Raw genomic sequence first — 23,602 nt, 5'->3', positions numbered from 1 at the left:
AAGATCTCGGGCCGCACTCGGCTCCGTGATCGCGGGCCCCTCAGGGTCACGAAGGCGGACCGGGACACCGCCCACCTCCGCCTTCACCGCCCGGTCTCCGGGTCGTCAGCGCCCGACCAGCGAGCGCTGCTGCATCACGTAGCGCGTCGGCAGCTGCGCGGTGGAGCGCAGGTGGATGTTCTGCAGCAGACCGATCGCGAGCATGCCCGCGAACATCGACGACCCGCCGTACGACACGAAGGGCAGCGGGACGCCGGTGACCGGCATGATGCCCAGGCACATGCCGACGTTCTGGAAGGCCTGGAAGCCGAACCAGCAGGCGATGCCGGCGGCGGCCACCCGGCCGAAGACGTCCTCGGACTGCACCGCGATCGAGAGCGCCCGCCAGATGACCACGCACATCAGCGCGATCAGCAGCCCGGCGCCGAGCAGGCCGAGCTCCTCGCCGGCGACGGTGAAGATGAAGTCGGTGTGCTGCTCGGGCACGAAGCCGGCCCGGGTCTGCGAGCCGTCGAAGAGCCCCTGCCCGAACAGCCCGCCGTTGCCGACTGCGATCCGAGCCTGCTCGACGTTGTAGCCGGCGCCTCGGGGGTCGAGGTCGGGGTTGGTGAAGGCCATGAACCGGTCGACCTGGTAGTCCTTGAGGACACCGGCGGCGACGCCGACGGCGGCCGCGACCGCGCCGACGCCGAGCAGTCCGAGGAGCCAGCGCCGCGGCGCCCCGGAGACGGCGAGGACGCCGAACACCGTCGCGGTGAGCACGAGCATGGTGCCGAGGTCCGGCTGCCCCAGGATCAGGGCCGCGGGGACGGCGGCGATGGCGAGCATCCCGACCACCTCGACGGTGCCGACGCCGCGGCGCCAGGACCCCTCCATCCGCTCGGCCACCAGCAGCGCCATCGCGATCACCACGGCCAGCTTCGCGAACTCCGAGGGCTGGATCGACATCCCGCCCAGCTGCACCCACGAGCGCGAGCCGTTGATGGTGCTGCCCATGGCGAGGACGAGGACCAGGCCCACCAGCGAGGCCAGGTAGACCAGCGGCGCCACGATGCGCACCCACCGGTGGTCGGTGGCCAGCACGATCACCATCAGGACCAGGCCGATCGCGACGTTGACCAGCTGCTTCTTGAGGTACGCCGTGGGGTCGCCGAACGTCAGGTCCTCGCGCGAGGACGTGGCCGACCAGACCAGGACGGTGCCGAGCAGCACCAGGACCAGCACGGCCACCATCAGCACCCAGTCGATGCCGGGGGCCCGCAGCCGGCTGGCCGCCTGGCCGGCGCCGCGGACGGGGGTACGCGTAGCCATCAGCCCTTCCTCCTCGGCGGCGGCAGGATCGAGCCGTCCTCGGCGAACGTCGGGAGCTGCGCGGGCGGGCTCGTGCCGGGGATCGCGGCCTGGGCCGGTACCACCCGGTCGCCGCGCACGCCGTACAGCGACTCCCAGATCTTGCGGATCGCCGGGCCGGAGGTGCCCGAGCCGGTGCCGCCCTGGGAGACCATCATGACCACCACGTAGTCGTCGGAGTACGACGCGACCCACGACGTCGACTGCTTGCCGTAGACCTCCGCCGAGCCCGTCTTCGAGCGGATCACCACGTCGTCGAGCGGGAAGCCGCCCATCCGCCACGCCATCGTGCCGACCCGGGTGACGCTCTTCAGCGCCCCGTCGATGTAGTCGATGACCTTGCCGGGGACGTCGACGCGACCCGCCTTCTTCGGCATGATCCGGCGCTTGATCTCGCCGTCGGCGCCGACGATGGCCTTGCCGACCCGGGGCTCGTAGAGGGTGCCGCCGTTGGCCAGTGCGCCGTAGGCGCGCGCCAGCTGCAGCGGCGTCACGAGGGTGTCGCCCTGGCCGATGGCGAAGTTGACCGCGTCCCCCGCCCGGTAGGCGAAGCCCTCGATGCAGAACTCACGAGCGAAGCGGTAGACGAAGTCGCTGGTCTTGTCGTCCTTCGGCTTCTCGGCCAGGCCGCAGTAGTAGTCCTTCTGCGACTCGTAGTAGGCGCGCTTCCAGCGCCGGTCGGCGATCCGCCCCGGTGCCTCACCCGGCAGGTCGATCTCGGTCTCCGCACCGAACCCGAACTGCTTCGCCGCGGCGACCAGGGGGTCCTTCGCGCTGACGTCCGCGACGTCGGAGCCCAACCGCTGCCAGTAGTCGTAGCCGATCCGGTAGAAGAACGTGTTGCACGAGACCTCGAGGGCCTTGGCGAAGCCGATCGAGCCGTAGGCACCGGACTCGTAGTTCTTGAAGTCGCGGTTGCCGACCCGGAACGACGAGGAGCAGGCCAGCTGGGTGTTGGGCGTGTAGCCGTTGGTCAGGGCGCCGGCGGTCATGAACGGCTTCCAGGTCGAGCCGGGTGCGAACTGGCCCTGGGTGGCCCGCTGCAGCAGCGGCGTCCCGGCCTTCTCCGAGTACAGCCGGCGCAGCTGCTTCTCGCTGATCCCGCCGACCCACACCTCGGGGTCGTAGGTCGGCTGGCTGGCCATCGCCACCACCCGGCCGGTGTCGGCCTCGAGCACGACCGCGGCACCGGAGTCGGCGACGTAGTTGCGCCCGGTCACGGTGTCGCGGGTGGCCCGCGCCGTCTTGATCGTCTGGGCCAGCTGGCGCTCGACGACGCCCTGGACCTTCGCGTCGATCGAGGTGACCAGGGTGTCGCCCGGCTGGGACTCGACGGCGCCGTCGTCGCCGAGCACCCGGCCCATCGAGTCGACCGCGACCCGGTTGTAGCCCGGCATCCCGCGCAGCCACTCGTCGTACTGCCGCTCCACGCCGGCTCGGCCCACGGAGGAGGCGCCGTTGACCGAGGCGTCGCCGTCCTCCTCGGCGGCGTCGAGCTCGTCCTCGGTGATCGGGCTCAGGTAGCCCAGCAGGTGGGCAGCGTTCACGCCGTACGGCTGGGGATAGGCGCGCACGCTGTGCTCCTCGGCCACCACCGCGGGGTGGTCCTCGGGCTGCTCGAGGATGCCGAGCGCGACGGACTTCTCCACGTCGTAGGCGACCGGGACCGGCTGGTACGGCGAGCCGTTCCAGCAGCTGCCGGCGACCGCGCCGGCGTCCCCGCAGTCGAGGAGCCTGGCGCGCAGCCGGGGCACGGTGAGCCCGGTCGCCCGGCCCACCCGCCGCAGCACCTGCAGCTGCGCGGGCTCGTCGAGCTTGCCGAGCAGGGTGCGGTCGATCGAGATCGCCCAGGAGGTGCGGTTGGCCACCAGCGGGCGGCCCATCGCGTCCACGATCAGGCCGCGCTGGGGCTGGACGACCACCTCGCGCACGGACTGCGAGGCGGCCTGCGCCTGGTACTGCTCGCCGCCGAGGACCTGGAGGTACCACAGCCGCGCGAACAGGGTGGCGAACAGCGACAGCACCAGCACCTGGACCACGATCAGCCGAAGCCGGCTGCGTCGGGCGGCGCGCTCGCGCCCGGTCATGCGGCGACCCGGTGCGGCTGGAGCCGGCTGAGCAGCGTCATCAGCGGCGGCAGCACGAACGGCGTGAGCACCACGTCCCAGGCCACGCCGATCACGATGACCTGCAGCAGGTCCGGGACGCTGACCACCGGGTCCTTGAGGATCAGGCCGCTGAGCGCGAAGATCGAGGTGCCGACGAACGAGGAGGCGGCCACCGTGGCGACCACCGCGGTGACCGAGGGGCGCGCCTCCTGGCGGACCCGGCCGGCGAGGTAGCCGACCACGACCAGCGCCAGCGCCCAGCGCCCGGCCACGTGGTCGGCCGGCGGGGCCAGATCCAGGGACAGGCCCGCGAAGAAGCCGAGCACCGCGGCCGGCTGAGGGCCGAGCGTCAGGGCGGTGGCGACCACGACCAGCAGGCACAGGTTGGGCACGACGCCCTCCCAGGCGACGTGGGAGAAGACGGTGACCTGGAGCACGACCGCCACGACGACGGCCAGCGCGGCCAGCGCGACGCGCACGGCGCTCATTCGATGCTCCCGTCGGCCTCGATCACGGCCCGGTCGCTGCGGGTCCCCGAGGCGACCACCACCCCGACCAGGTCCAGGGCGCTGAAGTCCACGAAGGGGCGGATCACCGCACGCCGCGACGTCTCGCGCGGGCTGCTGTAGACCTGGGTGACCTCGCCGATCGGGATCCCCGGCAGGTACGGCGCGCCGCCGTCGCTGCCCCAGGTCACCACGACGTCGCTCTCGGCCGGGACGACCGCGCCGTCGACCAGCTCGAGGTCGAGGCGGCCCTGGTCGCCGATGACGCCGCGGCCGCGCAGGAAGCCGACCTCCATCGACCGGCCCACCCGGCCGCCGACGACCGAGTCGGCGTCGAGGATCAGCAGCACCGTGGCCGTCGTCCGGGTCGCGCGCAGCACCCGGCCGACCAGCCCGTCGTTGTTGAGCACGGTCATGTCGGCGTCGATGCCCGCGTTCGTGCCGGCGTCGATGGTGACGGTCCGCGAGAACGACTGCATCGGCCCCAGGGCGATCACCCGGGCGGGGACCAGCGCGCGGCCCGACTCGCGGGCCACGGTGGTGAGGCCGTCGAGCTCGGCGAGCCGGTTGCGGTCCAGGTCGCTGGTGGCGACCTGCTGGCGCAGGGCCGAGTTCTCGGCCTCCAGCGCGTTGAGGTCCTCGCGCAGCGAGCGCTTGGAGCGGAACCAGTCGGGGACCGCGGTGAAGGGACGCACCACGCCGGCGGTCGCGGACTCCACCGGCCCGAGCGCCTCGCCCGCGACCCGGCGGACCGGCTCGAGCGGCGAGTCGGCCCCGCCCCGGGCATCGAGGGTGATCAGGCTCAGGCTCGCCAGCACCAGCGCGGCGAGCACGGCGCGCGAGGGTCGCGAGCGCGCCTCGAGGCGGTCGAGTCCGCGCCAGCGCTTCTCGCGGTCGACGCCGTTGCGGCGCAGATCGGGTGCCGCCATCAGAACCGCCGCGGGTCGGAGACCAGGACCTGCTGGAGGGCCTCGAACTCCTCGACGCACTTACCGGCGCCCAGGGCCACCGACGTCAACGGCTCCTCGGCCACGTGCACGGGCATCCCGGTCTCGTGACGCAGCCGCTCGTCGAGCCCACGCAGCAGCGCGCCGCCGCCGGTGAGCACGATCCCGCGGTCCATGATGTCGCCGGCGAGCTCGGGAGGGGTCTGGTCGAGGGTGGCGCGCACGGCGTCGACGATCGCGTGCAGCGGCTCCTCGAGCGCCTGGCGGACCTCGGCGCTGGAGACCACGACGGTGCGCGGGAGACCGGAGACCATGTCCCGGCCGCGGATCTCGGCCTCGGGCTCCTGGGGCAGCGGGAACGCCGAGCCGAGGGTCATCTTGATCTCCTCGGCGGTGCGCTCCCCCAGCATCAGGGAGTACTCCTTCTTCATCCACGCGATGATCGCCTGGTCGAGGTCGTCGCCGGCGGTGCGCACGCTCAGCGAGGTGACGATGCCGCCCAGCGAGATCACCGCGACCTCGGTGGTGCCGCCGCCGACGTCGACGACCATGTTGCCGGTGGCCTCGTGCACCGGCAGGCCGGCCCCGATGGCGGCGGCCATCGGCTCCTCGACGATGTAGACGCGCCGTGCGCCGGCCTGGTACCCGGCCTCCTTGACCGCCCGCTGCTCCACCGCGGTGATGCCGCTGGGCACGCAGATCACCATCCGGGGCTTGGCGAAGTACCGGCGGCGGTGCACCTGGCGGATGAAGAAGCGCAGCATCTGCTCGGTCGCCTCGAAGTCGGCGATCACGCCGTCCTTGAGCGGCCGGATCGCGGTGATGTTGTCGGGGGTGCGCCCGATCATCCGCTTGGCCTCGTGGCCGACCGCGAGGATCTCGTTGGTGGTCGCGTTCAGCGCGACGACCGACGGCTCGTCGAGGAGCACGCCCTTGCCCCGGACGTAGACCAGGGTGTTGGCGGTGCCGAGATCCACGGCCATGTCCCGACCGATGAAGCTTTTCGCCATGCCGTGATGCCTCGCAGGGTCGATCGAACTGGGGGAAGGTGGTCGACCGACAGCCGACCCTGCGACGAGGGTAAGAGGCGCGGGGCCGAGTTCCCGGCAGGACACGCTCGCCGGCCCGTGGCTAGGGTGCCGGCTGCTCGAGGCCCAGCGGCTCGCGCTCGCGCCGCTCGGCCCAGGTCGCGCGGCGCTCCGGTGGCACCTCGACGCAGGGCCCGCGCAGCCCGACCAGCAGGTGGTGCCCGCCGTCCCCGGCGTACTCGGTGAGCCCGACGCGTACGTCGCTGCCCGGGCGGGTCGCGGACAGCGTCGTGCCGTCCCCGTCGGAGGTCTGCTCCCCCACCGCGTAGCCCCTCGCTCGCAGCGTCTCGCCGAGCCTCGGCAGAGCCGGCTGCCGCCCGACCAGGTCGAGGCGCACGACGACGCCGTAGGAGAAGTCGCGGTACTCCAGCCCGGGATCGGCGCTGTGGCAGCCCGCGAAGCGGCCGTCGCTGCGGGCGATGTCTCCTCCGGTCGTCCGGGCCAGGCGCGGCACGAGGTCCCGGGCGTCGGCGCGCACCTGCGCGCGCTGCTGCTCCAGTCGCGGCTCGGCGTCGGTGTCCCCCTCCGGGGCGCACCCCGCGAGACTCCCCGCCAGCGCTGCGCCCACCGCCACCGCCACCGCCAGCGCCACCCCCCGACATCTCATCGGTGCCGCGTCCACCCGGCCCCCGGGGTGCGGTCCCACTCGGGGTCGTGCGGCTCGCCGACGAACGGGTCGCGGGTGTGCGGGGCCAGCCCCACGTCGTCGTAGTCGGCGTTGACCACCTGGGCGATGTTGGCCAGCGACTCGGAGTCGTGGTCGAAGTACTTGGAGTGGTCGGCCAGCGAGTTCCACAGGTCGGGGCGCGCCAGGTCGCGGTCCACCGCCTCCGCCTCGAAGCGCCGGGCCCCGAAGTCATCGCTGCTGGGGTCATCGCCCAGCCCGAGACCGGCGTTGCCGAGGTTGACCCAGCCCTGGTCGCCGAGCATCGAGACCGCGTCGCGACTGTTGCGGCCCACCCAGACGTGCTCCTCGCCGACGCCCAGGTCGCTCGCCTGGTGGGCGTCGTCCCCGGCTCCCGGGCTGCCGAGCAGGACGATCTCGTCCGCGCTCAGGCCGTCGCCGGTGGCCGCGTGCCCGGTCGTCGTCGCGCCGTAGCTGTGGCCGATCACCGTGAGGTGCGCGGGCTCCCCCACCCGCGAGCCACGCAGCCCGTCGACCAGGTCGGAGAGCCGCTCGCCTCCCTGCCTGGCGAGGTGCTCGCCGAGCACCGCGAAGCCGTCGGCGCCGCCCACGAGGTTGTCGGGGGCGTCGTAGCCGATCCAGGTCATCGAGGCGGTCGAGGCTGCCGACCCGTCGTAGCGCGCGGCCTCGTAGACGTTGATCGCCCGGTCGGCGAGCCCCGGGACGCTGGCCGCGTCGACGCTGAACCCCGGCACGATGACCGCGACGTTGCGGGCGGTCGCGAGGTCGCCGAGCGCGAGGGCCACCCGGCCGTCGCCCCCGAATGCCGCGGGGTCGTAGAGGTAGAGCTGGACCGGGACCGGCTCGAGCGTGCGCGGGTCGACGGCGTCCGCCATCCGTCTCATCGCCTGCTGGGCGGCACGCGCGTTGGCCAGGGCCGCCTGCTCGTCGGCGCTCAGCAGTCCCCGGTCCTCGAGCATCTCCAGCTCGTGCAGGTCCCGGGCGAGCGCGACCCGGTTGGCGGCGTCGCGGGCCGGGGCGGGAATGCCGTCGAGGTTGCCGATCGCCCCGGGCGAGGCGTAGCCGATGGCGCGTCGCTCGGCGGGGCTCAAGGAGGCCCACCACGCGGCCACCTGCGCCACGGTGGCCCCGCGCGGGAGTCGGTCGAGCGCCGCGTCGGCAGGGTCGCTCACCGCTGAGTAGCGTCGGCGTACCTGGTCCAGCGACGTCGCCGCCTCGAACGCCTCGATCATCGCGCGCTCCTCGCGCGCCACGTCGCGGACCCACTCCTGGCGAGCGGTCTCGAAGGCGTCCGCGCGCTCCGCCAGACGACGGGCGTCCGGGCGCAGCGTGGCGGCGTCCTCGGCTGCCCGGGCCCGCTGCCACAGCTGGTCGATCCCGCGGGCCAGCTCCGCGCGCTCCTCGGCGAGCGACTCGCGCCGTGCCCCCAGCTCGGTCATCGCCTCGGCGTGCGCGCCGCCGACCCGGACCACCCGGCGCAGCGCCAGCGACATCGCGTCGGCCAGCTCGCCGGGACCGCGGATGGCCCGGTGGTAAGCGAACGCCGCATCGCCCTCCCAGCTCGGCACCCGGGCCGCGCCGGCCACGAACGTGCCGAGGTCGTCGATCTGCGCGCTGGCGGCGCCGAGGTCGCGCACGAACCGCTCGATCGCGCCGACGTCCACCGCCAGCGCGGGCACGGCGTGCGGGCGCGCCGGGATGGCCACGTCACCGGGGCCCGCCTGGCCGGCCCCCGCGCTCATCGCCGCTCGCTGAGGTACGACGCGAGCGCGGCGTGCGAGCCCGCGACCCGGGCGTCGGTCTCCAGGAAGTCCCGGATCGAGTCGCGCAGAGCGTCGGCCCGGCTCTCCGCATCGGCCGCCAGCGCGGCGACGTGTCTTCGCCACGCCGCGGTGAACCGGGCGGCGGTCCCGGCGACCTCGCGGGTGAACCCCTCGGTCGGCGCGTCCGCGATCTGGCTCGCCGCGGAGATCAGGTCCAGGTGCTGTTCGTCCCAGGCACGGGAGACGGCGCCGACCTCCAGCGGGACCAGCCTCATCGCGCCGCGCCCAGCAGCCGCCCCGCCAGCGCGGGACCGACCTCCAGTGGGTCGGAGCGCACCTCGAGCATCAGCGTGGCGCTGCCCCGGGCGTGGGTCGCGCGCAGCCGCTCACCGGCCCCGGTGCCGGTGAGCCGGAGCACGGCACCGTCCGCGTGCTCGACGCGCCAGCCGTCCGCGGCGAGCGTCTCGGCGAGGCGCTCCAGGACCACCGCGCCGTCGGCGGCGTCGACGAGCATTCGGCTGCGCGCCTCGACGGCGCCGACCCTCGGACCGGCCACCAGGGCGTCCTCGCGGGCCCGCAGGGTGGCGCCCGGCCCGTCGGCGAGCCGTCGCCACAGGCGCTCGAGGGTGGCCCCGACCTCGGCCACCCGCTCCTGCGCCGTCTCGACCGTCGAGAGCGGAGCCCCGGCCTCGTGCGACCTGGGCGCCGCCGGCGGCAGCAGCACCACGTCGACGTCGCGGTGGCGACGCCGCACGGCGCTGAGGAAGGGGTCGTCGAGGGGCCCACGGTGTCGCTGGAGCTTCATGGCGCGATGCTGCCCGACCCGTGCCGCGGAAAACGACGGATCGGCCCGCCTGTGGATGGCGCGCTGGGGCTACCGGTCGATCGGGCCCGCGGACCTGGGGTCTACAGGCCGGGGAACCAGAGCGCGATCTCCCGCTCGGCCGACTCCTCGGAGTCCGAGCCGTGCACGAGGTTCTCGCGGTTGGAGATGCTGAAGTCGCCGCGGATCGAGCCGGGGGTGGCGGTGCGGCCGTCGGTGGCGCCGTTGAGCTGGCGCACGATCTCGACGGCGTGCGAGCCCTCGAGCACCAGTGCGACCAGAGGACCGCTGGTGACGAAGTCGCGCAGCGGCGGGTAGAAGTCCTTCTCCACGTGCTCGGCGTAGTGGGCGTCGGCGAGCTCGGCGTCGATCGTGCGCAGGTCCATGGCCGCCACGTTGAGGCCCTTGGCCTCGTAGCGGGCCAGGACCGTGCCGATCAGGCCACGGGCGACGGTGTCGGGCTTGAGAAGGACCAGGGTGCGCTGCGTCATGGCTGGCAGCCTAGCGAGCCCCCAGGGCGGTCACTCGGGCGCGTACGTCGAGTGGCACCGGCCCGCCTGCCTCGGGGGCCGGAACCGGCGCCTGCGCGACCAGCCGCATCGGCACGTGTCCGCCCCAGATCCCCGCCGCCACGTCGTCCGGGTCGTCCACGGGCCCGCCCTCCCGCGCCTTGACCGAGGCCTCGTGCAGGGAGAGCGCGAGCACCGCGGTGGCGGCGAGCTCCTTGCGGGTGCTGGCCCGCAGCGTCGCGCTGCGCCCCGGCACCATCTGGTCGACGATCAGCCCCAGCGCCCGCTCCTTCTCCGCCGGGTCCGTGACCAGCCGCGGACGGCCGATCACGACCGCGGAACGGTAGTTCATCGAGTGGTGGAAGGCCGAGCGCGCGGTCACCAGGCCGTCGAGCACGGTGAGGGCGACGCACACGGTGCGCTGCGGCGCGCGACGCACCCAGCCGGCGGCCACGGACCCGTGCAGGTAGAGCGTGCCCCCCTCGTCGGGGCCGTCCGGGTCCGCCCCGAACGCGGTCGGCAGCACCACGGGATGCTCGCCGGCGTCCAGGGCGAGGTGGCACAGCAGGGCCTCGTCCAGCAGGCTCCACAGCGCCGCCCGGTCGGCGACGGCGCGGTTGCGCCCGCGGGTCACGGTGGTGCGGGCGGTGGGAGACAGCGGCGGGATCGTGGTCACCGGACCATCGTGGCCTCGCGAGTGGCCTGCGGTCACGGGCCACTTCTGCGACACTTCGCCAGGACACTTTCGACGGGCCAGTCGCGACGGGACACTCTCGATAGGACACTGCCATGGAGCCCACCCCGCTGGCGCTGCGGCTGGACCGCCGGCTGGCGACCCCGCTCGGGGTGCAGCTCTCCGACCAGGTGCGCCGCGCGATCCTCGCCGGCGTCGTGGCCCGCGGTGCGCGCCTGCCCAGCAGCCGCGCGCTGGCCGCCGACCTGGGCGTCGCCCGGGCGGTGGTCGAGCAGGCCTACGACCAGCTCCTGGCCGAGGGCTGGCTGCTGAGTCGGCGCGGGGCCGGCACCTACGTCGCCACCGCGGGTGCCCCGGCCTCCCCCGCCACGCCGCGCCCCCGCACCCCGGAGACGGCGGGCCTGGTCCGCCTCGACACCGGCACGCCCTGGATCGAGCCGCGCCACGCGTCCGGATGGCGCCGCGCCTGGCGGGAGGTGTCGGCCTGCGCGCCGCCCTCGGAGTACGGCGACGCGCGCGGGCTCGTCGAGCTGCGCCGAGCGCTGGCCGAGCGTCTCGCCCGGACGCGTGGCCTGGTCTGCGACCCCGACGAGATCGTGATCACCCACGGGACCACCGACGGCCTGCGCCATCTGCTCGCCGCGCTGCCGCCCGGGCCGGTGGCCGTCGAGGACCCCGGCTACCGCGCGGCCGTGCGCACCGTCCGGGCGGCGGGCCGCGAGGTGGTGGACCTGCCCGCGCTGCGCCCGGTGACCGAGCTCGCCGAGGTGCGAGCCGCCTACGTCACACCGGCCCACCAGCACCCACTCGGGCCGGTGATGCCCGGCCCCGATCGGCTCGCGCTGCTCGCCGCCGCGCGCGCCGGCGGCGCGGTCGTCCTCGAGGATGACTACGACTCGGAGTTCCGCTACGACGTGGCGCCGGTCCCGGCGCTGGCCTCGCTGGACCGCGAGCGCGTGTGCTACCTCGGCACCGCCTCCAAGTCGGTCTCCCCCAGCCTGCGATTGGGCTGGATGGTGGCGCCGCCGGCGCTGCTCGAGACGATCAACGCGCTGCGCGCCGACGCCCACGAGGCCGCGTCCTGGCCCGCCCAGCGCGCGCTGCTGGCGATGCTGCGCGACGGGTACGTCGACCGGGTGGTCCGCTCCGCGCGCCGGGTCTACGCCGAGCGGGCGCCCCGGGTGGCGGCCGCGCTCGCGCCGTACGGCGAGCTGGCGGGGCCGCCCGCGGGGATGTACGCCGCCGTCCTCCTGGACCCCGCGTCGGCCGGTCGGGCGGTGGCCGCCGCGCGGCGGGCCGGCTTCGACGTCCCCAGGCTGCGCGACTACTGCCGCAGCGCCGAGCTGGACGGGCTGGTCGTCGGCTTCGGCGGGTGCACCGACGCCCAGCTGGACGCGGCGCTCGAGGCGCTGCGCAGCGGGCTGGCGGGCTGAGCCCGAGCCTCAGGTGCGCCTCAGGCCTCGCGCTGCGCCTCGTAGGCGGCGTACGCCGCGGCCCGCTCTCGCTCGATCTTGCGCCCGAGCAGGTCCGCGGTGCCCCACAGCAGCGCGAAGACCGCACCGAGGAAGAACATCATCGGGATCACGAAGCCGAGCCCGATCGCGGCCGCCTGCACCACCCAGCCGGCGGTGTAGGCCCACGGGGCGCGCAGCATCCCGGCCAGCAGAAGGCACACCACGGTGAGCCCCAGGCCCACGGCCAGCGCCGGGCCGAGCGCGATGTCGGCGACGGTGACCATCACCGGGGTGGTCAGCCCCAGGGTGATCGCCTCGAGGGCGAGGATCGCCGCGCACATCCCGCGCCGCGGGGAGCGGGCCGGCGGTGCGGCCGGTGTCGTGGAGTCAGCGCTCTCGCTCATGCGCGTCCCTTCAGCATCGTGCGGGCCTCGCCCGCGGTCACCACGGAGCCGGTCACCAGGACCGCGCCGGAGCCGATCGAGCCACCGAAGGCCTCGCCGGCCTCGGCGAGGGTGGCCGCCGCCTCGATCGCGTCGACCAGGCGCGGGGCCACGCTGACCCGGTCGGGGCCGTAGATCTCACGGGCCGCGACGGCGAGCCGCTCGGCGCTCATCGCCCGGGGCGTGGAGTTCTGGGTGCACACCACGTGGGCCAGGTGCGGCTCGAACGCGGCGAGCAGCCCCTCGTGGTCCTTGTCGTCCATCACGCCGATCACCCCGATCAGGGGGCTGAACGCGAAGGAGTCCTCGATCGCCGCCGCGGTGGCCGCGGCGCCGTGGGGGTTGTGGGCGGCGTCGAGCACCACGGTAGGGCTGCGCCGGATGATCTCCAGCCGGGCCGGCGAGGTCACCTCGGCGAACGCCTCGCGGACCAGGTCCTCGTCGAGGGTCTCGTCGCCGGCGAACGCCTCGACGGCGGCGAGCGCGACCGCGGCGTTCTGCGCCTGGTGCTCGCCGAAGAGCGGCAGGAACACGTCGTCGTAGCGGCCGCGCAGGCCCTGCAGCGAGACCATCTGGCCGCCCAGGGCCGGGACCCGGGAGATCACGCCGAAGTCCACGCCCTCGCTGACCACGCCGGCGCCCACCTCGGCGGCCCGCTCCAGCAGAACCCGGGAGACCTCCTCGCTCTGCTGGGCCAGCACGGCCCGCGACCCCGACTTGATGATGCCGGCCTTCTCCACCGCGATCTCCGCGGCGGTCTCCCCCAGCCAGCGGGCGTGGTCGACGGCGACCGGCAGCACGACCGCCACCTCCCCGTCGGCGACGTTGGTCGCGTCCCACACGCCACCGAGGCCGACCTCGACCACGGCGACGTCCACGGGCGCGTCGGCGAAGGCGGCGAACCCCATCCCCACCATGGTCTCGAAGAACGACAGCGGGTGGTCCCCGGCAGCGTCGACCAGGTGGGTGTAGGCGGCGACGTCGTTGAAGGCGCGCACGAAGTCCTCGTCGGACAGCGGCTCCCCGTCCAGGCTGATCCGCTCGTTGATGCGCTCCACGTGGGGGCTGGTGAACCGCCCGGTGCGCAGCCCACGGGCGCGCAGCAGCGCGTCGATCATCCGCGAGGTCGAGGTCTTGCCGTTGGTGCCGGTCAGGTGGATGACCGGGTAGCTGCGCTGCGGGTCGCCGAGCAGCTCGGTGAAGGCGCGGATCCGGTCCAGGGACGGCTCCAGGCGCGTCTCGGGCCAGCGCGAGAGCAGCGCGTCCTCGGCCTCGGCCACGCTCTGGGCCGGGCGCGGGCGCTCGGCCGGCGGGGAGCCCGGGGTCGGCTCGGAGGGCTGCTGGGGGGATGGGCCGGTGGCCGGGGTGGGATCACTCATCGCCTTGCGAGTCTAGGCCGAACAGGGCGCCGAACCCCGATCGGTGACAGGCTCGCGGGATGCTGCGCCGACACCGGGCTCTCCGGCGACACCCGCTGACCTCTCCGGCCGCCCGGGCGAGCGCCGTGGCCACCGCCCTGGCCACCGCCCTGGCCGGCGTCCTGGCGCTGGGCGCGGCCCCGGCGGGGCCGGGCGCCGCGGCCGCCGACCCCGAGCGGGTCGACGACGCCGCCGCGGTGGTCCGGGTCAACCAGGTCGGCTACCTGGGCGACGACGCGAAGCAGGCGTTCGTGATGGCCCGTGCCGACGTCCCCGGCGCGTCGTACCGCCTGGTGCGCGCGGACGGCTCCGTGGCCGCGACCGGGCCGGTGGGCGCCGACACCGGGCGCTGGAGCGAGCGGTGGCCGCACGTGCGCCCGGTCGACCTGAGCGCGGTGCGGACGCCGGGGCGGTACCGGGTGGTGCTCGGCGACGGGCTGAGCGGCGAGTCGCCCTGGTTCTCGATCGGCTCGGGCGAGCTCTACGCACCGTTGGTGGCCAACGCGGTGCGCTTCTTCCAGGCCCAGCGCGACGGGCGCGACGTGATCGGCTCGGTGATGGGCCGCCGCCCGAGCCACCTCAACGACCGCCGGGCTCGGGTGCACCGGGCGCCGAGGTACCGCGGGGGCCGGCTGGTCGGCAGCCTGCGCGCCACCGGGCAGGTCGCCGACGTCAGCGGCGGGTGGTTCGACGCGGGCGACTACCTGAAGTTCGTCGAGACCACGAGCTACGCCGACGTGCTGCTGCTCAGCGCCGCCCGCGACGCCGAGCGGCGCGACCCGGCCCTGGAGCGCGAGGCGCTGTACGGCGCGCGGTGGCTGGACCGGATGTGGCTGGACCGGCGCGGCCAGCTGCTGCACCAGGTCGGTCTCGGCGACGGCCGCCCCGGCCTGCTCGGCGACCACGACCGGTGGCGGCTGCCCGAGGCCGACGACGCCCTCCCTGCCGGTCCCCGTGCCGCCACCCGCTACCTGGCCCGGCGACCCGTCTTCGCCGCCAACGCGCCGGGCAAGCCGATCAGCCCCAACCTGGCCGGCCGCACCGCCGCGGCGTTCGCGCTCGCCGCCCAGCTGCTCGCCGACACCCGCCCGGCCCAGGCCCGCTCCTGGCTGCGCAAGGCGCGCGCCGTGCTCGAGGCGGCCCGCACCCGCAAGGTCGGCCGGCTGGTCACGACCACCCCGCGCTCCTACTACGAGGAGGACGAGTGGCGCGACGACCTCGAGCTCGGCGCCGCCGAGATCGCGCTGGCCGGGCAGGCCCTGGGTGCCGGGCCCGCCCAGCAGCGCCAGGACCTGCAGCGCGCCGCCCGCTGGGCGAGGTCCTACCTGGACGGCCCGCACCACGGCTGGTTCACGCTGGCCCGCGACGACCAGAGCGCCCTCGCCCACGCCGACCTGGCCCGCGCCCTCGCCCAGGCCCGGGTCCGGCCGCGGCTCGCGGTCTCGCGCGCCGACCTGGTCGGCGACCTGCGTCACCAGCTGCGGATCGCCGAGCGGCGCTACGCCGCTCCGCTCGGCTACGGCGGCGACGAGGACCCCGGCGCCGACTTCGCGCTGGGCGTGGCGGTCACCGAGCGGCTCTACCGCGACCTCAGCGGCGACGCCTCCTACGCGGCGCTGGGGGCGCTGCAGCGCGACTGGGCGCTCGGCACCAACGCGTGGGGCACCTCGCTGGTGGTCGGCGCCGGCAGCACCTACCCCCGCTGCCCGCACCACCAGGTCGCCAGCATCCTCGGCGCCCGTGGTGGTCCCGAGCTCCTCGGCGCGGTCGCCAACGGCCCCACGGCGGCCGCGGACCTCTCCGGCCTCGGCCGCCCCGGCGACTACGCGCCGGCCTGCTCGGCCGGCTCGTTCGCCGAGTTCGACGGCCAAGGCGCCCGCTACCTCGACGACGTGCGGGCCTACGCGGCCACGGAGCCGGCCCTGGACTACGTCGCGGTGTCGCTGCTCGCCTTCGCGCAACAGCGCCGCTGAGCACGTCCGTGACAGTGAAGCTGTCACCGTCTAGGTTGGCCGGATGAGCCCCACCACCGTGACCCGAGGCCGCTTCGACGACCTCCGCTGCGCCGCGCCCGCGGACCCCGCCGAGTTGGACGCGCTGTGGGCGGACCTCGACGCCGTCGGCGTCGAGGAGATCCTGGGCCCGTGGCGCGGCGGCGACTTCGCCACCGGCCACCCGGCGAGCCGGATGCTGACCAAGATCGGCTGGCACGGCAAGCGCTTCGACGCGCCGCTGGAGGCGCACCCGCTGATCTGCCGCGACGCCGACGGCGCGCTCTTCTCCCACACCGAGGCCGCCGGCGGCGGCCACGCCTCGCTGTGGCCGGTGGAGTTCCGCGGCGAGGTCACCGCGACGATGGTCTACGACCGGATGCCGGTCCTCGACCACTTCAAGCGGGTCGACGCCGACACCCTGATGGGCATCATGAACGGCAAGCTCGAGGCCGCGTTCGGGGTCGGCGACCTCTACTACTTCTGGCTCGAGCGCGACCGGTGAGGACCACGGCGCTGGTCAACGAGAGCCCCGGCGGCGAGTTCACCGCCCAGGAGGTGGACCTCGACGGCCCGCGGGCCGGCGAGGTGCTGGTCCGCATCGTCGGCACCGGCCTGTGCCACACCGACCTCTCGGTGCGCGACACGTTGCCGGCCGAGATGTTCCCGCGGGTGTTCGGCCACGAGGGCGCCGGCGTCGTCGAGGAGGTCGGCGCGGGCGTCACCGGCGTCTCCCCGGGCGACCACGTGGTGCTGAGCTTCGCGTCGTGTCGCGCCTGTGCCCGCTGCAAGGCCGGCCGCCCCGGCTACTGCGAGCGCAGCGTCGAGCTGAACTACCTGGGCTTCCGCGACGACGGCTCCACGACGTACACCCGCGACGGCGCACCCCTCTACGGCTCGTTCTTCGGCCAGTCCAGCTTCGCCCGGCACGCGATCGCCGGGGCCGGCAACGTCGTGGTCGTCGACGCCGACCTCGACCTGAGCCGACTGGGGCCCTACGGGTGCTCGTTCCAGACCGGCGCGGGGACCGTCCTGGACGTGCTCGCCCCGCACCCCGAGGACAGCCTGGTGGTCTACGGCGCGGGAGCCGTCGGCCTGGCCGCGATCGCCGCTGCCGCCGGCGCCGCGGTGGGCACGATCATCGCCGTCGACCCCCAGCCGAGCCGGCGCGCGGTGGCCGAGTCGTACGGCGCGACCGGGATCGATCCGGCCGCGCTGGACGCCCGCGTCGTGGAGCGGGTCCGCGAGCTCACCGGCGGCGGCGCCACGCACGCCATCGACACCACCAGCCTCCCCGCGGTGATCCGCGAGGGCGTCCAGGCCCTCCAGCCCCGGGGCACGCTGGCCACGTTGGGCCTCGGCGCCCCCGAGTTCACCCTCGACGCCGTCGACCTGATGATGCACGGCAAGACCGTGCGCGGGGTGGTCGAGGGCGACGCCGACCCCCTCGAGATGGTGCCCCGGCTGCTGGCCCTGGCCGCCGCCGGCCGCTTCGACGTGGACCGGCTGGTGGCCCCCTACCCGTTCACCGACATCACGCGGGCGATCGCCGACTCCGCCGAGGCCAGGGTCGTCAAGCCGGTCCTGGTGTGGTGAGGCCCCCGGGGGCGCCGACTGCTCAGAACGGATCGGGTTATCCGGCCCGGGAGTCTCCTGCGTAACATTCCTGGCATGACCGAGACCCCGCAGCAGCCTGACCCGTCCGCGACGCCGCCCTCCCCGCGCGCTGTCGTCGTACCGGACAAGCCGGCGCTCGAGGGCCTCGAGTCCACCTGGGCGCAGCGGTGGAAGGAGCAGGACACCTACCGCTTCGACCGCACCCAGCCCCGCGAGAACGTCTACTCCATCGACACTCCCCCGCCGACGGTCTCGGGCTCGCTGCACGTGGGCCACGTCTTCTCCTACACCCACACCGACCTGATCGCCCGCTTCTGGCGGATGCAGGGCAAGACCGTCTTCTACCCGATGGGCTGGGACGACAACGGCCTGCCCACCGAGCGCCGGGTGCAGAACTACTACGGCGTGCGCTGCGACCCCTCGCTGCCCTACGACAAGGACTTCACCCCGCCGGAGAAGCCGGACCCCAAGCGACAGGTCGCGATCAGCCGCCCCAACTTCGTGGAGCTGTGCGAGCAGCTGGTCGAGCAGGACGAGAAGGTCTTCGAGTCGCTGTGGCGCACCCTGGGCCTCTCGGTCGACTGGAAGGAGCACTACACGACGATCGGGCCGAAGGCCCAGACCGTCAGCCAGCGCGCCTTCCTGCGCAACTACGCCCGCGGCGAGGCCTACCTGCAGGAGGCGCCGACCCTGTGGGACGTCACCTTCCAGACCGCCGTCGCCCAGGCCGAGCTGGAGGCGCGCGAGTACGCCGGCGCCTACCACCGGGTGGCCTTCCACCGCCCCGACGGCTCGCCGGTGCACATCGAGACCACCCGCCCCGAGCTGATCCCGGCCGTGGTGGCGCTGATCGCCCACCCCGACGACGAGCGCTACGCCGACCTCTTCGGCACCACCGTGACCTCGCCGGTCTTCGGCGTCGAGATCCCCGTCCTGGCCCACCCCGGCGCCGAGATGGACAAGGGCGCCGGCATCGCGATGTGCTGCACCTTCGGCGACCTCACCGACGTCCAGTGGTGGCGCGAGCTGCAGCTGCCGGTGCGCACGGTGATCGGCCGCGACGGACGCCTGCTGCGCGAGACCCCGCCGTGGCTCTCCGCGCCGCAGGCCGCCGCGGCCTACGAGGACCTCAAGGGCAAGACCGCCTTCAGCGCCCGCGAGGCGATGGTGGCCAAGCTGCGCGAGTCCGGCGACCTCGACGGCGAGCCGAAGCCCACCCAGCGGATGGCGAACTTCTTCGAGCGCGGCGACAAGCCCCTGGAGATCGTCGCGACCCGGCAGTGGTACATCCGCAACGGCGGTCGCGACCCCCAGCTGCGCAACGAGCTGCTCGAGCGCGGCAACGAGATCACCTGGGCGCCGCCGCACATGAAGCACCGCTACGACAACTGGGTCAGCGGCCTCAACGGCGACTGGCTGGTCTCGCGCCAGCGCTTCTTCGGCATCCCGTTCCCGGTCTGGTACCCCCTCGACGCGGAGGGCGAGCCCGACTACGCCCACCCGCTGATGCCGTCCGAGGCCGAGCTGCCGGTGGACCCCTCGACCGACGCGCCGCGCGGGTACGACGAGGCACAGCGCGGCCGCCCGGGCGGCTTCATCGGCGACCCCGACGTGATGGACACCTGGGCCACCTCCTCGCTCACCCCGCAGATCGCCGGCGGCTGGGAGTCCGACCCCGACCTGTTCGAGCGGGTCTTCCCGATGGATCTGTGCACCCAGGCCCACGACATCATCCGCACCTGGCTCTTCGCCCGCGTGGTCCGCTCGGTCCACGAGAACGGCGTCGTGCCGTGGTCGCACGCGATGATGTCCGGCTTCGTGATGGACCCCGACCGCAAGAAGATGTCGAAGTCCAAGGGCAACGTCGTGGTCCCCAACGACATCCTCGAGCGCTTCGGCGCGGACGCCGTGCGCTGGCGCGCCGCGATGGCCCGCCCGGGCCTCGACTCGCCGTTCGACGAGACCCAGATGAAGGTCGGCCGCCGGCTGGCGATGAAGGTGCTCAACGCCTCCAAGTTCGTCCTCGGCGGCGTGGGTGCCAGCCAGCTCAACCACTTCGAGGTCAGCGACGCCGTCGACTGTGCCCTGCTGGGCAAGCTCGCGGTGGTGATCGAGAAGGCCACCGACGCGTTCCTGGCCTACGACTACACCACCGCCCTGGAGTCGGTGGAGAAGTTCTTCTGGGAGTTCTGCGACGACTACCTCGAGCTGGTCAAGGAGCGCGCGTACGACGCCGAGGGCGGCACCGCGACCGCGTCGGCCCGCGCGACGCTGGCGATCGCGCTGCACGCGCAGCTGCGTCTGCTCGCCCCGTTCCTGCCGTACGTGACCGAGGAGGTCTGGTCGTGGTGGCAGGAGGGCTCGGTGCACCGGCAGTCCTGGCCGGTCACCACCGACCTCGGGGCAGCCGCCGCCGCGGACGGCAGCACGCTCGACGCCGTGGCCGCCGCCCTGGCCGGCATCCGAGGCGCCAAGTCGCAGGCCAAGGTCTCCATGCGCGCGGAGTTGTCCCGTGTCGAGGTGCGCGGCCCCGCGGCGCTGGTCGGCGCCGCCGAGTCGGCGGCCGACGACCTGCGCCGAGCCGGCAAGGTGGTCGGGGACCTGGTCTTCACCGTTGACGAGGCCGCCGGCGAGATCACGGTCAGCGCCGACCTCGCCCCGATCGAGACCCCCGCGCCGACCGACTGACCTGTCGCGGGGTGGGGGCCACGGCCCTCGCCCCGGCACCGCGGTGGCGGGACCTGGGACCGCTCAGTGGCGCCCGCGGTCGCCGTGCTCCGAGCCGCGCCCCCGGTCGCCGTGCTCCGAGCCGCGACCTCGGTCGCCGTGCTCCGAGCCGCGCCCCCGGTCGCCGTGCTCCGAGCCGTGGCCGGGTCCCTGGCCTTGGCCGTGGTGCTCGGTCCGACCGGCGTCACGGGCCCGGTCCGGGGCTGCTGCGTGCGCGTGCTCGCCGCGACCTGCCCCGGGGCGCTGGGGCGATCGCTGCTCACCGCCGTGTCCGTACGCGTGTCCCTGCCCGTGCCCAGGCCCGTGTCCCTGCCCAGGCCCCTGTCCCTGCCCACGTCCGGCTCCCGTGGGGCGCGCGGGCGCACCCGGCGCCGACGCCGTGGGCCGCGGCTCTCGCGGTCCGGCCGGGCGCAGGTCCGCGCCCGGGGAACGTCGCACGGGTCGGGCCTGCGGCTCTCGGGCCGGGGCCGCCTGAGGGCGCGCAAGGCTCCGCTCCCTCGCCTGGCTCACGACCTCCCGCGGGGGCGGCGCCTGTGCGGCCGGAGCCCCGCCCGGCTCGACGAGGCTGGGCACGAGGTGCGCCCCGGCGGCGATCACCGCGGGCAGCGCGACGCGCAGGGTCCGCGTCAGCGCGTCGCTGCGGATGGCGTGCACGATCACCAGCGTGCACGCCAGCGTCACCAGGACGAACGCGAACAGCGGGCGTTTGTGCTCGGCACTCACCGGTGGCCTCTCCACGAGAAAGAAGGACGGCCCAGTCTCACCGTTGCCGGTGATGGCACCCAACCGTTCAGACGCGCCGACTAGACCATCGCCGCAACCCGCGAGGCGGTGCGACTCAGGCGGACTTCTTCTTCTTCGTCTCGTCCTCGCGCAGCACCAGCGTCGGGGCGACGTCGTCGGTCACCACGTCGCCGGTGACGATCACCTTGGCGACGTCACCTCGCGAGGGCACGTCGTACATCACCAGGAGGAGCACCTCCTCGATGATCGCGCGCAGACCTCGCGCACCGGTGCCGCGCTCCAGCGCCTTGCCGGCGATCGCGTCGATCGCGTCCTTGGTGAACTCCAGCTCGACGCCGTCGAGGTCGAAGAGCTTCTGGTACTGCTTGACCAGGGCGTTGCGGGGCTCGGTCAGGATCTGCACCAGCGCCTCGCTGTCGAGCTTGTTGACGCTCGCGATCAGCGGCAGTCGGCCGATGAACTCGGGGATCAGGCCGAACTTGGTGAGGTCCTCGGGGCGGACCAGCGCGAGCAGGTCCTCCTCCTTGCGCTCGGCGGCACCGCGCACCTCGGCGGTGAAGCCCAGCGTCTTCTTGCCGACGCGCTGCTCGACGATGTTCTCCAGCCCGGCGAAGGCCCCGCCGACGATGAAGAGGATGTTGGTGGTGTCGATCTGGATGAACTCCTGGTGCGGGTGCTTGCGCCCGCCCTGCGGGGGCACCGAGGCGGTGGTGCCCTCCAGGATCTTCAGCAGAGCCTGCTGGACGCCCTCGCCGGAGACGTCGCGGGTGATCGAGGGGTTCTCCGCCTTGCGGGCCACCTTGTCGATCTCGTCGATGTAGATGATCCCCGTCTCGGCCTTCTTGACGTCGTAGTCAGCGGCCTGGATGAGCTTGAGGAGGATGTTCTCCACGTCCTCGCCCACATAGCCGGCCTCGGTCAGCGCGGTGGCGTCGGCGATCGCGAACGGCACGTTGAGCATCCGCGCCAGCGTCTGGGCCAGGTAGGTCTTGCCGCAGCCCGTGGGGCCGATCACCAGGATGTTGGACTTCGCGACCTCGACGGTCTCGTCCTTGCTGTGCTTGCCCCCCGAGGGGACGACCCCGGCCTGGACCCGCTTGTAGTGGTTGTACACCGCCACGGCCAGCGACTTCTTGGCCTGCTCCTGGCCGATCACGTAGGAGTTCAGGAACTCGAAGATCTCGCGGGGCTTGGGCAGCTCGTCGAGGCTGACCTCGCCGCCCTCGCTGAGCTCCTCCTCGATGATCTCGTTGCACAGGTCGATGCACTCGTCACAGATGTAGACGCCCGGTCCGGCGATCAGCTTCTTGACCTGCTTCTGGCTCTTCCCACAGAAGGAGCACTTCAGCAGGTCGCCTCCGTCACCAATGCGTGCCACGGGCGGTCATCCTCCGATTCGGCCGGCGGATGCCGGCGGTCGTACATAGCGCGTAACGACGGTACCCCGTGCCGCCCCCACAACGGGGACGGACACGGGTTACGTCACGTCACACCAGGGTCTGGGCGTCCTTGAGGGACTCCAGGACCGAGTCGATCAGTCCGTACTCGACAGCCTGGCTGGCGGTCAGGATCTTGTCGCGCTCGATGTCGCGGCTCACCTGCTCGATGTCTCGACCGCTGTGCTCGCTGATCATCTTCTCCAGCAGCTCGCGCATCCGCAGGATCTCGTTGGCCTGGATCTCGATGTCCGAGGTCTGGCCGAAGGTGCCCTCGGTGTAGGGCTGGTGGATCAGGATCCGGCTGTTGGGCAGCGCGAGCCGCTTGCCCGGGGTCCCGGCCGCGAGGAGGATCGCCGCTGCCGAGGCAGCCTGTCCCAGGCAGACCGTCTGCACGTCGGGCTTGATGAACCGCATCGTGTCGTAGATGGCGGTCAGCGCCGTGAAGGAGCCGCCCGGGGAGTTGATGTAGATGCTGATGTCCTGGTCGGGGTTCATCGACTGCAGGCACAGCAGCTGCGCGATCACCGCATTGGCGACGTCGTCGGAGATCGGCGTGCCCAGGTAGATGATGCGCTCTTCGAAGAGCTTGGCGTAGGGGTCGATGCGACGGAACCCGTAGGAGGTCCGCTCTTCCCACTGCGGGATGTAGTAGTTCATGCGCTCAGTCCTTCTGCCGGGCCGGGCGGCCCTCGTCGGCGGCCTCTCGGCTGCTGCGGATCACCTTGTCGACCAGTCCGTAGTCCAGCGCCTGGTCGGCGGTGAACCAGCGGTCGCGGTCGGCGTCGGCGATGACCTGCTCGACGGGCTGGCCGGTGTGCTCACTGATCAGCTCGAGCAGCACCTTCTTGATGTGCAGCGACTGCTGGGCCTGGATCTTGATGTCGGAGGCCGAGCCGCCCATGCCCGAGGAGGGCTGGTGCATCATGATCCGCGAGTGCGGCAGGGCGTAGCGCTTGCCCTTGGTGCCGGCGCAGAGGAGGAACTGCCCCATCGACGCGGCCAGGCCCATGGCCACGGTCGCCACGTCGTTGGGGATGTAGTTCATGGTGTCGTAGATCGCCATGCCGGCGTCGACGGAGCCACCGGGGCTGTTGATGTGCAGGAAGATGTCGGCTTCGGGGTCCTCGGCCGACAGCAGCAGCAGCTGGGCGCAGATGGCGTTGGCGTTCTGGTCCCGGACCTCGGAGCCGAGGAACACGATCCGCTCACGGAGCAGCCGCTGGTAGATGTGGTCGTCGAGCCCGTAGGCCGAGGCGCCGCCGTTCATCTCGGGGTGCGTGGATGTCTGGGTCACGGGAGCGACACTAGCCCGTGAGTCCCCCAGTTCCACGGCAT

General features: G+C 73.5%; 21 protein-coding genes. 5 read left to right on the top strand and 16 right to left on the bottom strand.

Annotated elements, in window-relative coordinates:
- Window positions 1-105 precede the first annotated feature (105 nt).
- The 11 genes from rodA to AC6EI4_RS12660 all read right to left on the bottom strand — a co-directional run bounded on the left by rodA (window position 106) and on the right by AC6EI4_RS12660 (window position 10,416).
- Window positions 106-1,311, bottom strand: a complete 1,206-nt coding sequence (gene rodA, locus AC6EI4_RS12710; protein ID WP_498422220.1) for a rod shape-determining protein RodA — start codon at window positions 1,309-1,311, stop codon at window positions 106-108.
- A complete protein-coding gene (gene mrdA / locus AC6EI4_RS12705) occupies window positions 1,311-3,437 on the bottom strand; it encodes a penicillin-binding protein 2 (RefSeq protein WP_498422223.1) in 2,127 nt (708 codons plus the stop codon). Before mrdA ends, rodA begins: the two co-directional genes overlap by 1 nt.
- Window positions 3,434-3,946, bottom strand: a complete 513-nt coding sequence (mreD, locus tag AC6EI4_RS12700) for a rod shape-determining protein MreD (RefSeq protein ID WP_498451684.1) — start codon at window positions 3,944-3,946, stop codon at window positions 3,434-3,436. Before mreD ends, mrdA begins: the two co-directional genes overlap by 4 nt.
- Window positions 3,943-4,893 carry a rod shape-determining protein MreC gene (gene mreC, locus AC6EI4_RS12695; protein WP_498451683.1) on the bottom strand — a complete coding sequence of 317 codons (951 nt, stop codon included), beginning with the start codon at window positions 4,891-4,893 and terminating at the stop codon, window positions 3,943-3,945. Before mreC ends, mreD begins: the two co-directional genes overlap by 4 nt.
- Window positions 4,893-5,921 (bottom strand): rod shape-determining protein, encoded by a 1,029-nt coding sequence (locus AC6EI4_RS12690; protein WP_498451682.1) that lies wholly within the window; start codon window positions 5,919-5,921, stop codon window positions 4,893-4,895. The genes mreC and AC6EI4_RS12690 overlap by 1 nt, the downstream gene beginning before the upstream one ends.
- Window positions 5,922-6,042: 121 nt before the next feature.
- Window positions 6,043-6,606, bottom strand: a complete 564-nt coding sequence (locus AC6EI4_RS12685) for a hypothetical protein (protein WP_498451681.1) — start codon at window positions 6,604-6,606, stop codon at window positions 6,043-6,045.
- A complete protein-coding gene (locus AC6EI4_RS12680; RefSeq protein ID WP_498451680.1) occupies window positions 6,603-8,387 on the bottom strand; it encodes an alpha/beta hydrolase in 1,785 nt (594 codons plus the stop codon). The genes AC6EI4_RS12685 and AC6EI4_RS12680 overlap by 4 nt, the downstream gene beginning before the upstream one ends.
- Window positions 8,384-8,683, bottom strand: coding sequence for a hypothetical protein (locus AC6EI4_RS12675; RefSeq protein WP_498422234.1), 300 nt, complete (start codon window positions 8,681-8,683; stop codon window positions 8,384-8,386). Before AC6EI4_RS12675 ends, AC6EI4_RS12680 begins: the two co-directional genes overlap by 4 nt.
- Complete coding sequence (locus AC6EI4_RS12670; protein WP_498451679.1) at window positions 8,680-9,213, bottom strand: hypothetical protein; 534 nt, start codon at window positions 9,211-9,213, stop codon at window positions 8,680-8,682. The genes AC6EI4_RS12675 and AC6EI4_RS12670 overlap by 4 nt, the downstream gene beginning before the upstream one ends.
- A gap of 101 nt (window positions 9,214-9,314) precedes the next feature.
- Window positions 9,315-9,722 carry a nucleoside-diphosphate kinase gene (gene ndk / locus AC6EI4_RS12665; RefSeq protein WP_498422237.1) on the bottom strand — a complete coding sequence of 136 codons (408 nt, stop codon included), beginning with the start codon at window positions 9,720-9,722 and terminating at the stop codon, window positions 9,315-9,317.
- Between the two features lie 10 nt (window positions 9,723-9,732).
- Window positions 9,733-10,416, bottom strand: a complete 684-nt coding sequence (locus tag AC6EI4_RS12660) for a pyridoxamine 5'-phosphate oxidase family protein (RefSeq protein ID WP_498451678.1) — start codon at window positions 10,414-10,416, stop codon at window positions 9,733-9,735.
- 113 nt (window positions 10,417-10,529) lie between these two features.
- Between AC6EI4_RS12660 and pdxR the strand changes: the two genes are divergently transcribed.
- Entirely contained in the window at window positions 10,530-11,867 is a 1,338-nt protein-coding gene (gene pdxR / locus AC6EI4_RS12655) for a MocR-like pyridoxine biosynthesis transcription factor PdxR (RefSeq protein WP_498451677.1), read from the top strand.
- Between the two features lie 20 nt (window positions 11,868-11,887).
- Here the strand turns inward: pdxR and AC6EI4_RS12650 are convergent, their stop codons facing one another.
- Together AC6EI4_RS12650 and AC6EI4_RS12645 are read right to left on the bottom strand one after the other, a co-directional pair.
- Entirely contained in the window at window positions 11,888-12,292 is a 405-nt protein-coding gene (locus AC6EI4_RS12650) for a DUF4233 domain-containing protein (RefSeq protein ID WP_498422241.1), read from the bottom strand.
- Entirely contained in the window at window positions 12,289-13,710 is a 1,422-nt protein-coding gene (locus tag AC6EI4_RS12645; protein ID WP_498451676.1) for a bifunctional folylpolyglutamate synthase/dihydrofolate synthase, read from the bottom strand. Before AC6EI4_RS12645 ends, AC6EI4_RS12650 begins: the two co-directional genes overlap by 4 nt.
- Before the next feature lie 59 nt (window positions 13,711-13,769).
- Here AC6EI4_RS12645 and AC6EI4_RS12640 point away from each other — a divergent pair, with 59 nt between their 5' ends.
- The 4 genes from AC6EI4_RS12640 (at window position 13,770) to valS (ending at window position 20,045) form a co-directional block, all read left to right on the top strand.
- Entirely contained in the window at window positions 13,770-15,722 is a 1,953-nt protein-coding gene (locus AC6EI4_RS12640; protein ID WP_498451675.1) for a glycoside hydrolase family 9 protein, read from the top strand.
- 43 nt (window positions 15,723-15,765) lie between these two features.
- Window positions 15,766-16,245, top strand: a complete 480-nt coding sequence (locus tag AC6EI4_RS12635; protein WP_498451674.1) for a DUF4334 domain-containing protein — start codon at window positions 15,766-15,768, stop codon at window positions 16,243-16,245.
- Window positions 16,242-17,336 carry an NAD(P)-dependent alcohol dehydrogenase gene (locus tag AC6EI4_RS12630; RefSeq protein WP_498451673.1) on the top strand — a complete coding sequence of 365 codons (1,095 nt, stop codon included), beginning with the start codon at window positions 16,242-16,244 and terminating at the stop codon, window positions 17,334-17,336. Before AC6EI4_RS12635 ends, AC6EI4_RS12630 begins: the two co-directional genes overlap by 4 nt.
- Before the next feature lie 75 nt (window positions 17,337-17,411).
- On the top strand, window positions 17,412-20,045 hold the full coding sequence (gene valS / locus AC6EI4_RS12625) for a valine--tRNA ligase (RefSeq protein ID WP_498451672.1): 2,634 nt from the start codon (window positions 17,412-17,414) through the stop codon (window positions 20,043-20,045).
- Between the two features lie 877 nt (window positions 20,046-20,922).
- Here valS and clpX read toward each other — a convergent pair.
- From clpX to AC6EI4_RS12610, 3 genes are all read right to left on the bottom strand, one after another.
- A complete protein-coding gene (gene clpX / locus AC6EI4_RS12620; protein WP_498451671.1) occupies window positions 20,923-22,206 on the bottom strand; it encodes an ATP-dependent Clp protease ATP-binding subunit ClpX in 1,284 nt (427 codons plus the stop codon).
- A 109-nt stretch (window positions 22,207-22,315) separates the two neighbouring features.
- Window positions 22,316-22,924 carry an ATP-dependent Clp protease proteolytic subunit gene (locus AC6EI4_RS12615; protein ID WP_498424216.1) on the bottom strand — a complete coding sequence of 203 codons (609 nt, stop codon included), beginning with the start codon at window positions 22,922-22,924 and terminating at the stop codon, window positions 22,316-22,318.
- A 4-nt stretch (window positions 22,925-22,928) separates the two neighbouring features.
- Window positions 22,929-23,534, bottom strand: coding sequence for an ATP-dependent Clp protease proteolytic subunit (locus AC6EI4_RS12610; protein WP_498424367.1), 606 nt, complete (start codon window positions 23,532-23,534; stop codon window positions 22,929-22,931).
- Window positions 23,535-23,602 lie beyond the last annotated feature (68 nt).

The sequence above is a fragment of the Nocardioides sp. Z43_10 genome (genome assembly GCF_059766615.1).
The sequence above is the reverse complement of the archived record's forward strand: the minus strand, read 5'-3'. Positions and strand labels throughout refer to the sequence as shown.

Bases quoted from the DNA above. Each gene is read 5' to 3' on its own strand.
- valS (WP_498451672.1), top strand. From the start codon at position 17,412: ATGACCGAGACCCCGCAGCAGCCTGACCCGTCCGCGACGCCGCCCTCC.
- AC6EI4_RS12685 (WP_498451681.1), bottom strand. From the start codon at position 6,606: ATGAGATGTCGGGGGGTGGCGCTGGCGGTGGCGGTGGCGGTGGGCGCA.
- ndk (WP_498422237.1), bottom strand. From the start codon at position 9,722: ATGACGCAGCGCACCCTGGTCCTTCTCAAGCCCGACACCGTCGCCCGT.
- AC6EI4_RS12675 (WP_498422234.1), bottom strand. From the start codon at position 8,683: ATGAGGCTGGTCCCGCTGGAGGTCGGCGCCGTCTCCCGTGCCTGGGAC.
- mrdA (WP_498422223.1), bottom strand. From the start codon at position 3,437: ATGACCGGGCGCGAGCGCGCCGCCCGACGCAGCCGGCTTCGGCTGATC.
- mreD (WP_498451684.1), bottom strand. From the start codon at position 3,946: ATGAGCGCCGTGCGCGTCGCGCTGGCCGCGCTGGCCGTCGTCGTGGCG.
- AC6EI4_RS12640 (WP_498451675.1), top strand. From the start codon at position 13,770: ATGCTGCGCCGACACCGGGCTCTCCGGCGACACCCGCTGACCTCTCCG.
- mreC (WP_498451683.1), bottom strand. From the start codon at position 4,893: ATGGCGGCACCCGATCTGCGCCGCAACGGCGTCGACCGCGAGAAGCGC.
- rodA (WP_498422220.1), bottom strand. From the start codon at position 1,311: ATGGCTACGCGTACCCCCGTCCGCGGCGCCGGCCAGGCGGCCAGCCGG.
- AC6EI4_RS12690 (WP_498451682.1), bottom strand. From the start codon at position 5,921: ATGGCGAAAAGCTTCATCGGTCGGGACATGGCCGTGGATCTCGGCACC.
- AC6EI4_RS12670 (WP_498451679.1), bottom strand. From the start codon at position 9,213: ATGAAGCTCCAGCGACACCGTGGGCCCCTCGACGACCCCTTCCTCAGC.
- AC6EI4_RS12680 (WP_498451680.1), bottom strand. From the start codon at position 8,387: ATGAGCGCGGGGGCCGGCCAGGCGGGCCCCGGTGACGTGGCCATCCCG.
- AC6EI4_RS12645 (WP_498451676.1), bottom strand. From the start codon at position 13,710: ATGAGTGATCCCACCCCGGCCACCGGCCCATCCCCCCAGCAGCCCTCC.
- AC6EI4_RS12635 (WP_498451674.1), top strand. From the start codon at position 15,766: ATGAGCCCCACCACCGTGACCCGAGGCCGCTTCGACGACCTCCGCTGC.
- AC6EI4_RS12650 (WP_498422241.1), bottom strand. From the start codon at position 12,292: ATGAGCGAGAGCGCTGACTCCACGACACCGGCCGCACCGCCGGCCCGC.
- AC6EI4_RS12610 (WP_498424367.1), bottom strand. From the start codon at position 23,534: ATGAACGGCGGCGCCTCGGCCTACGGGCTCGACGACCACATCTACCAG.
- AC6EI4_RS12615 (WP_498424216.1), bottom strand. From the start codon at position 22,924: ATGAACTACTACATCCCGCAGTGGGAAGAGCGGACCTCCTACGGGTTC.
- pdxR (WP_498451677.1), top strand. From the start codon at position 10,530: ATGGAGCCCACCCCGCTGGCGCTGCGGCTGGACCGCCGGCTGGCGACC.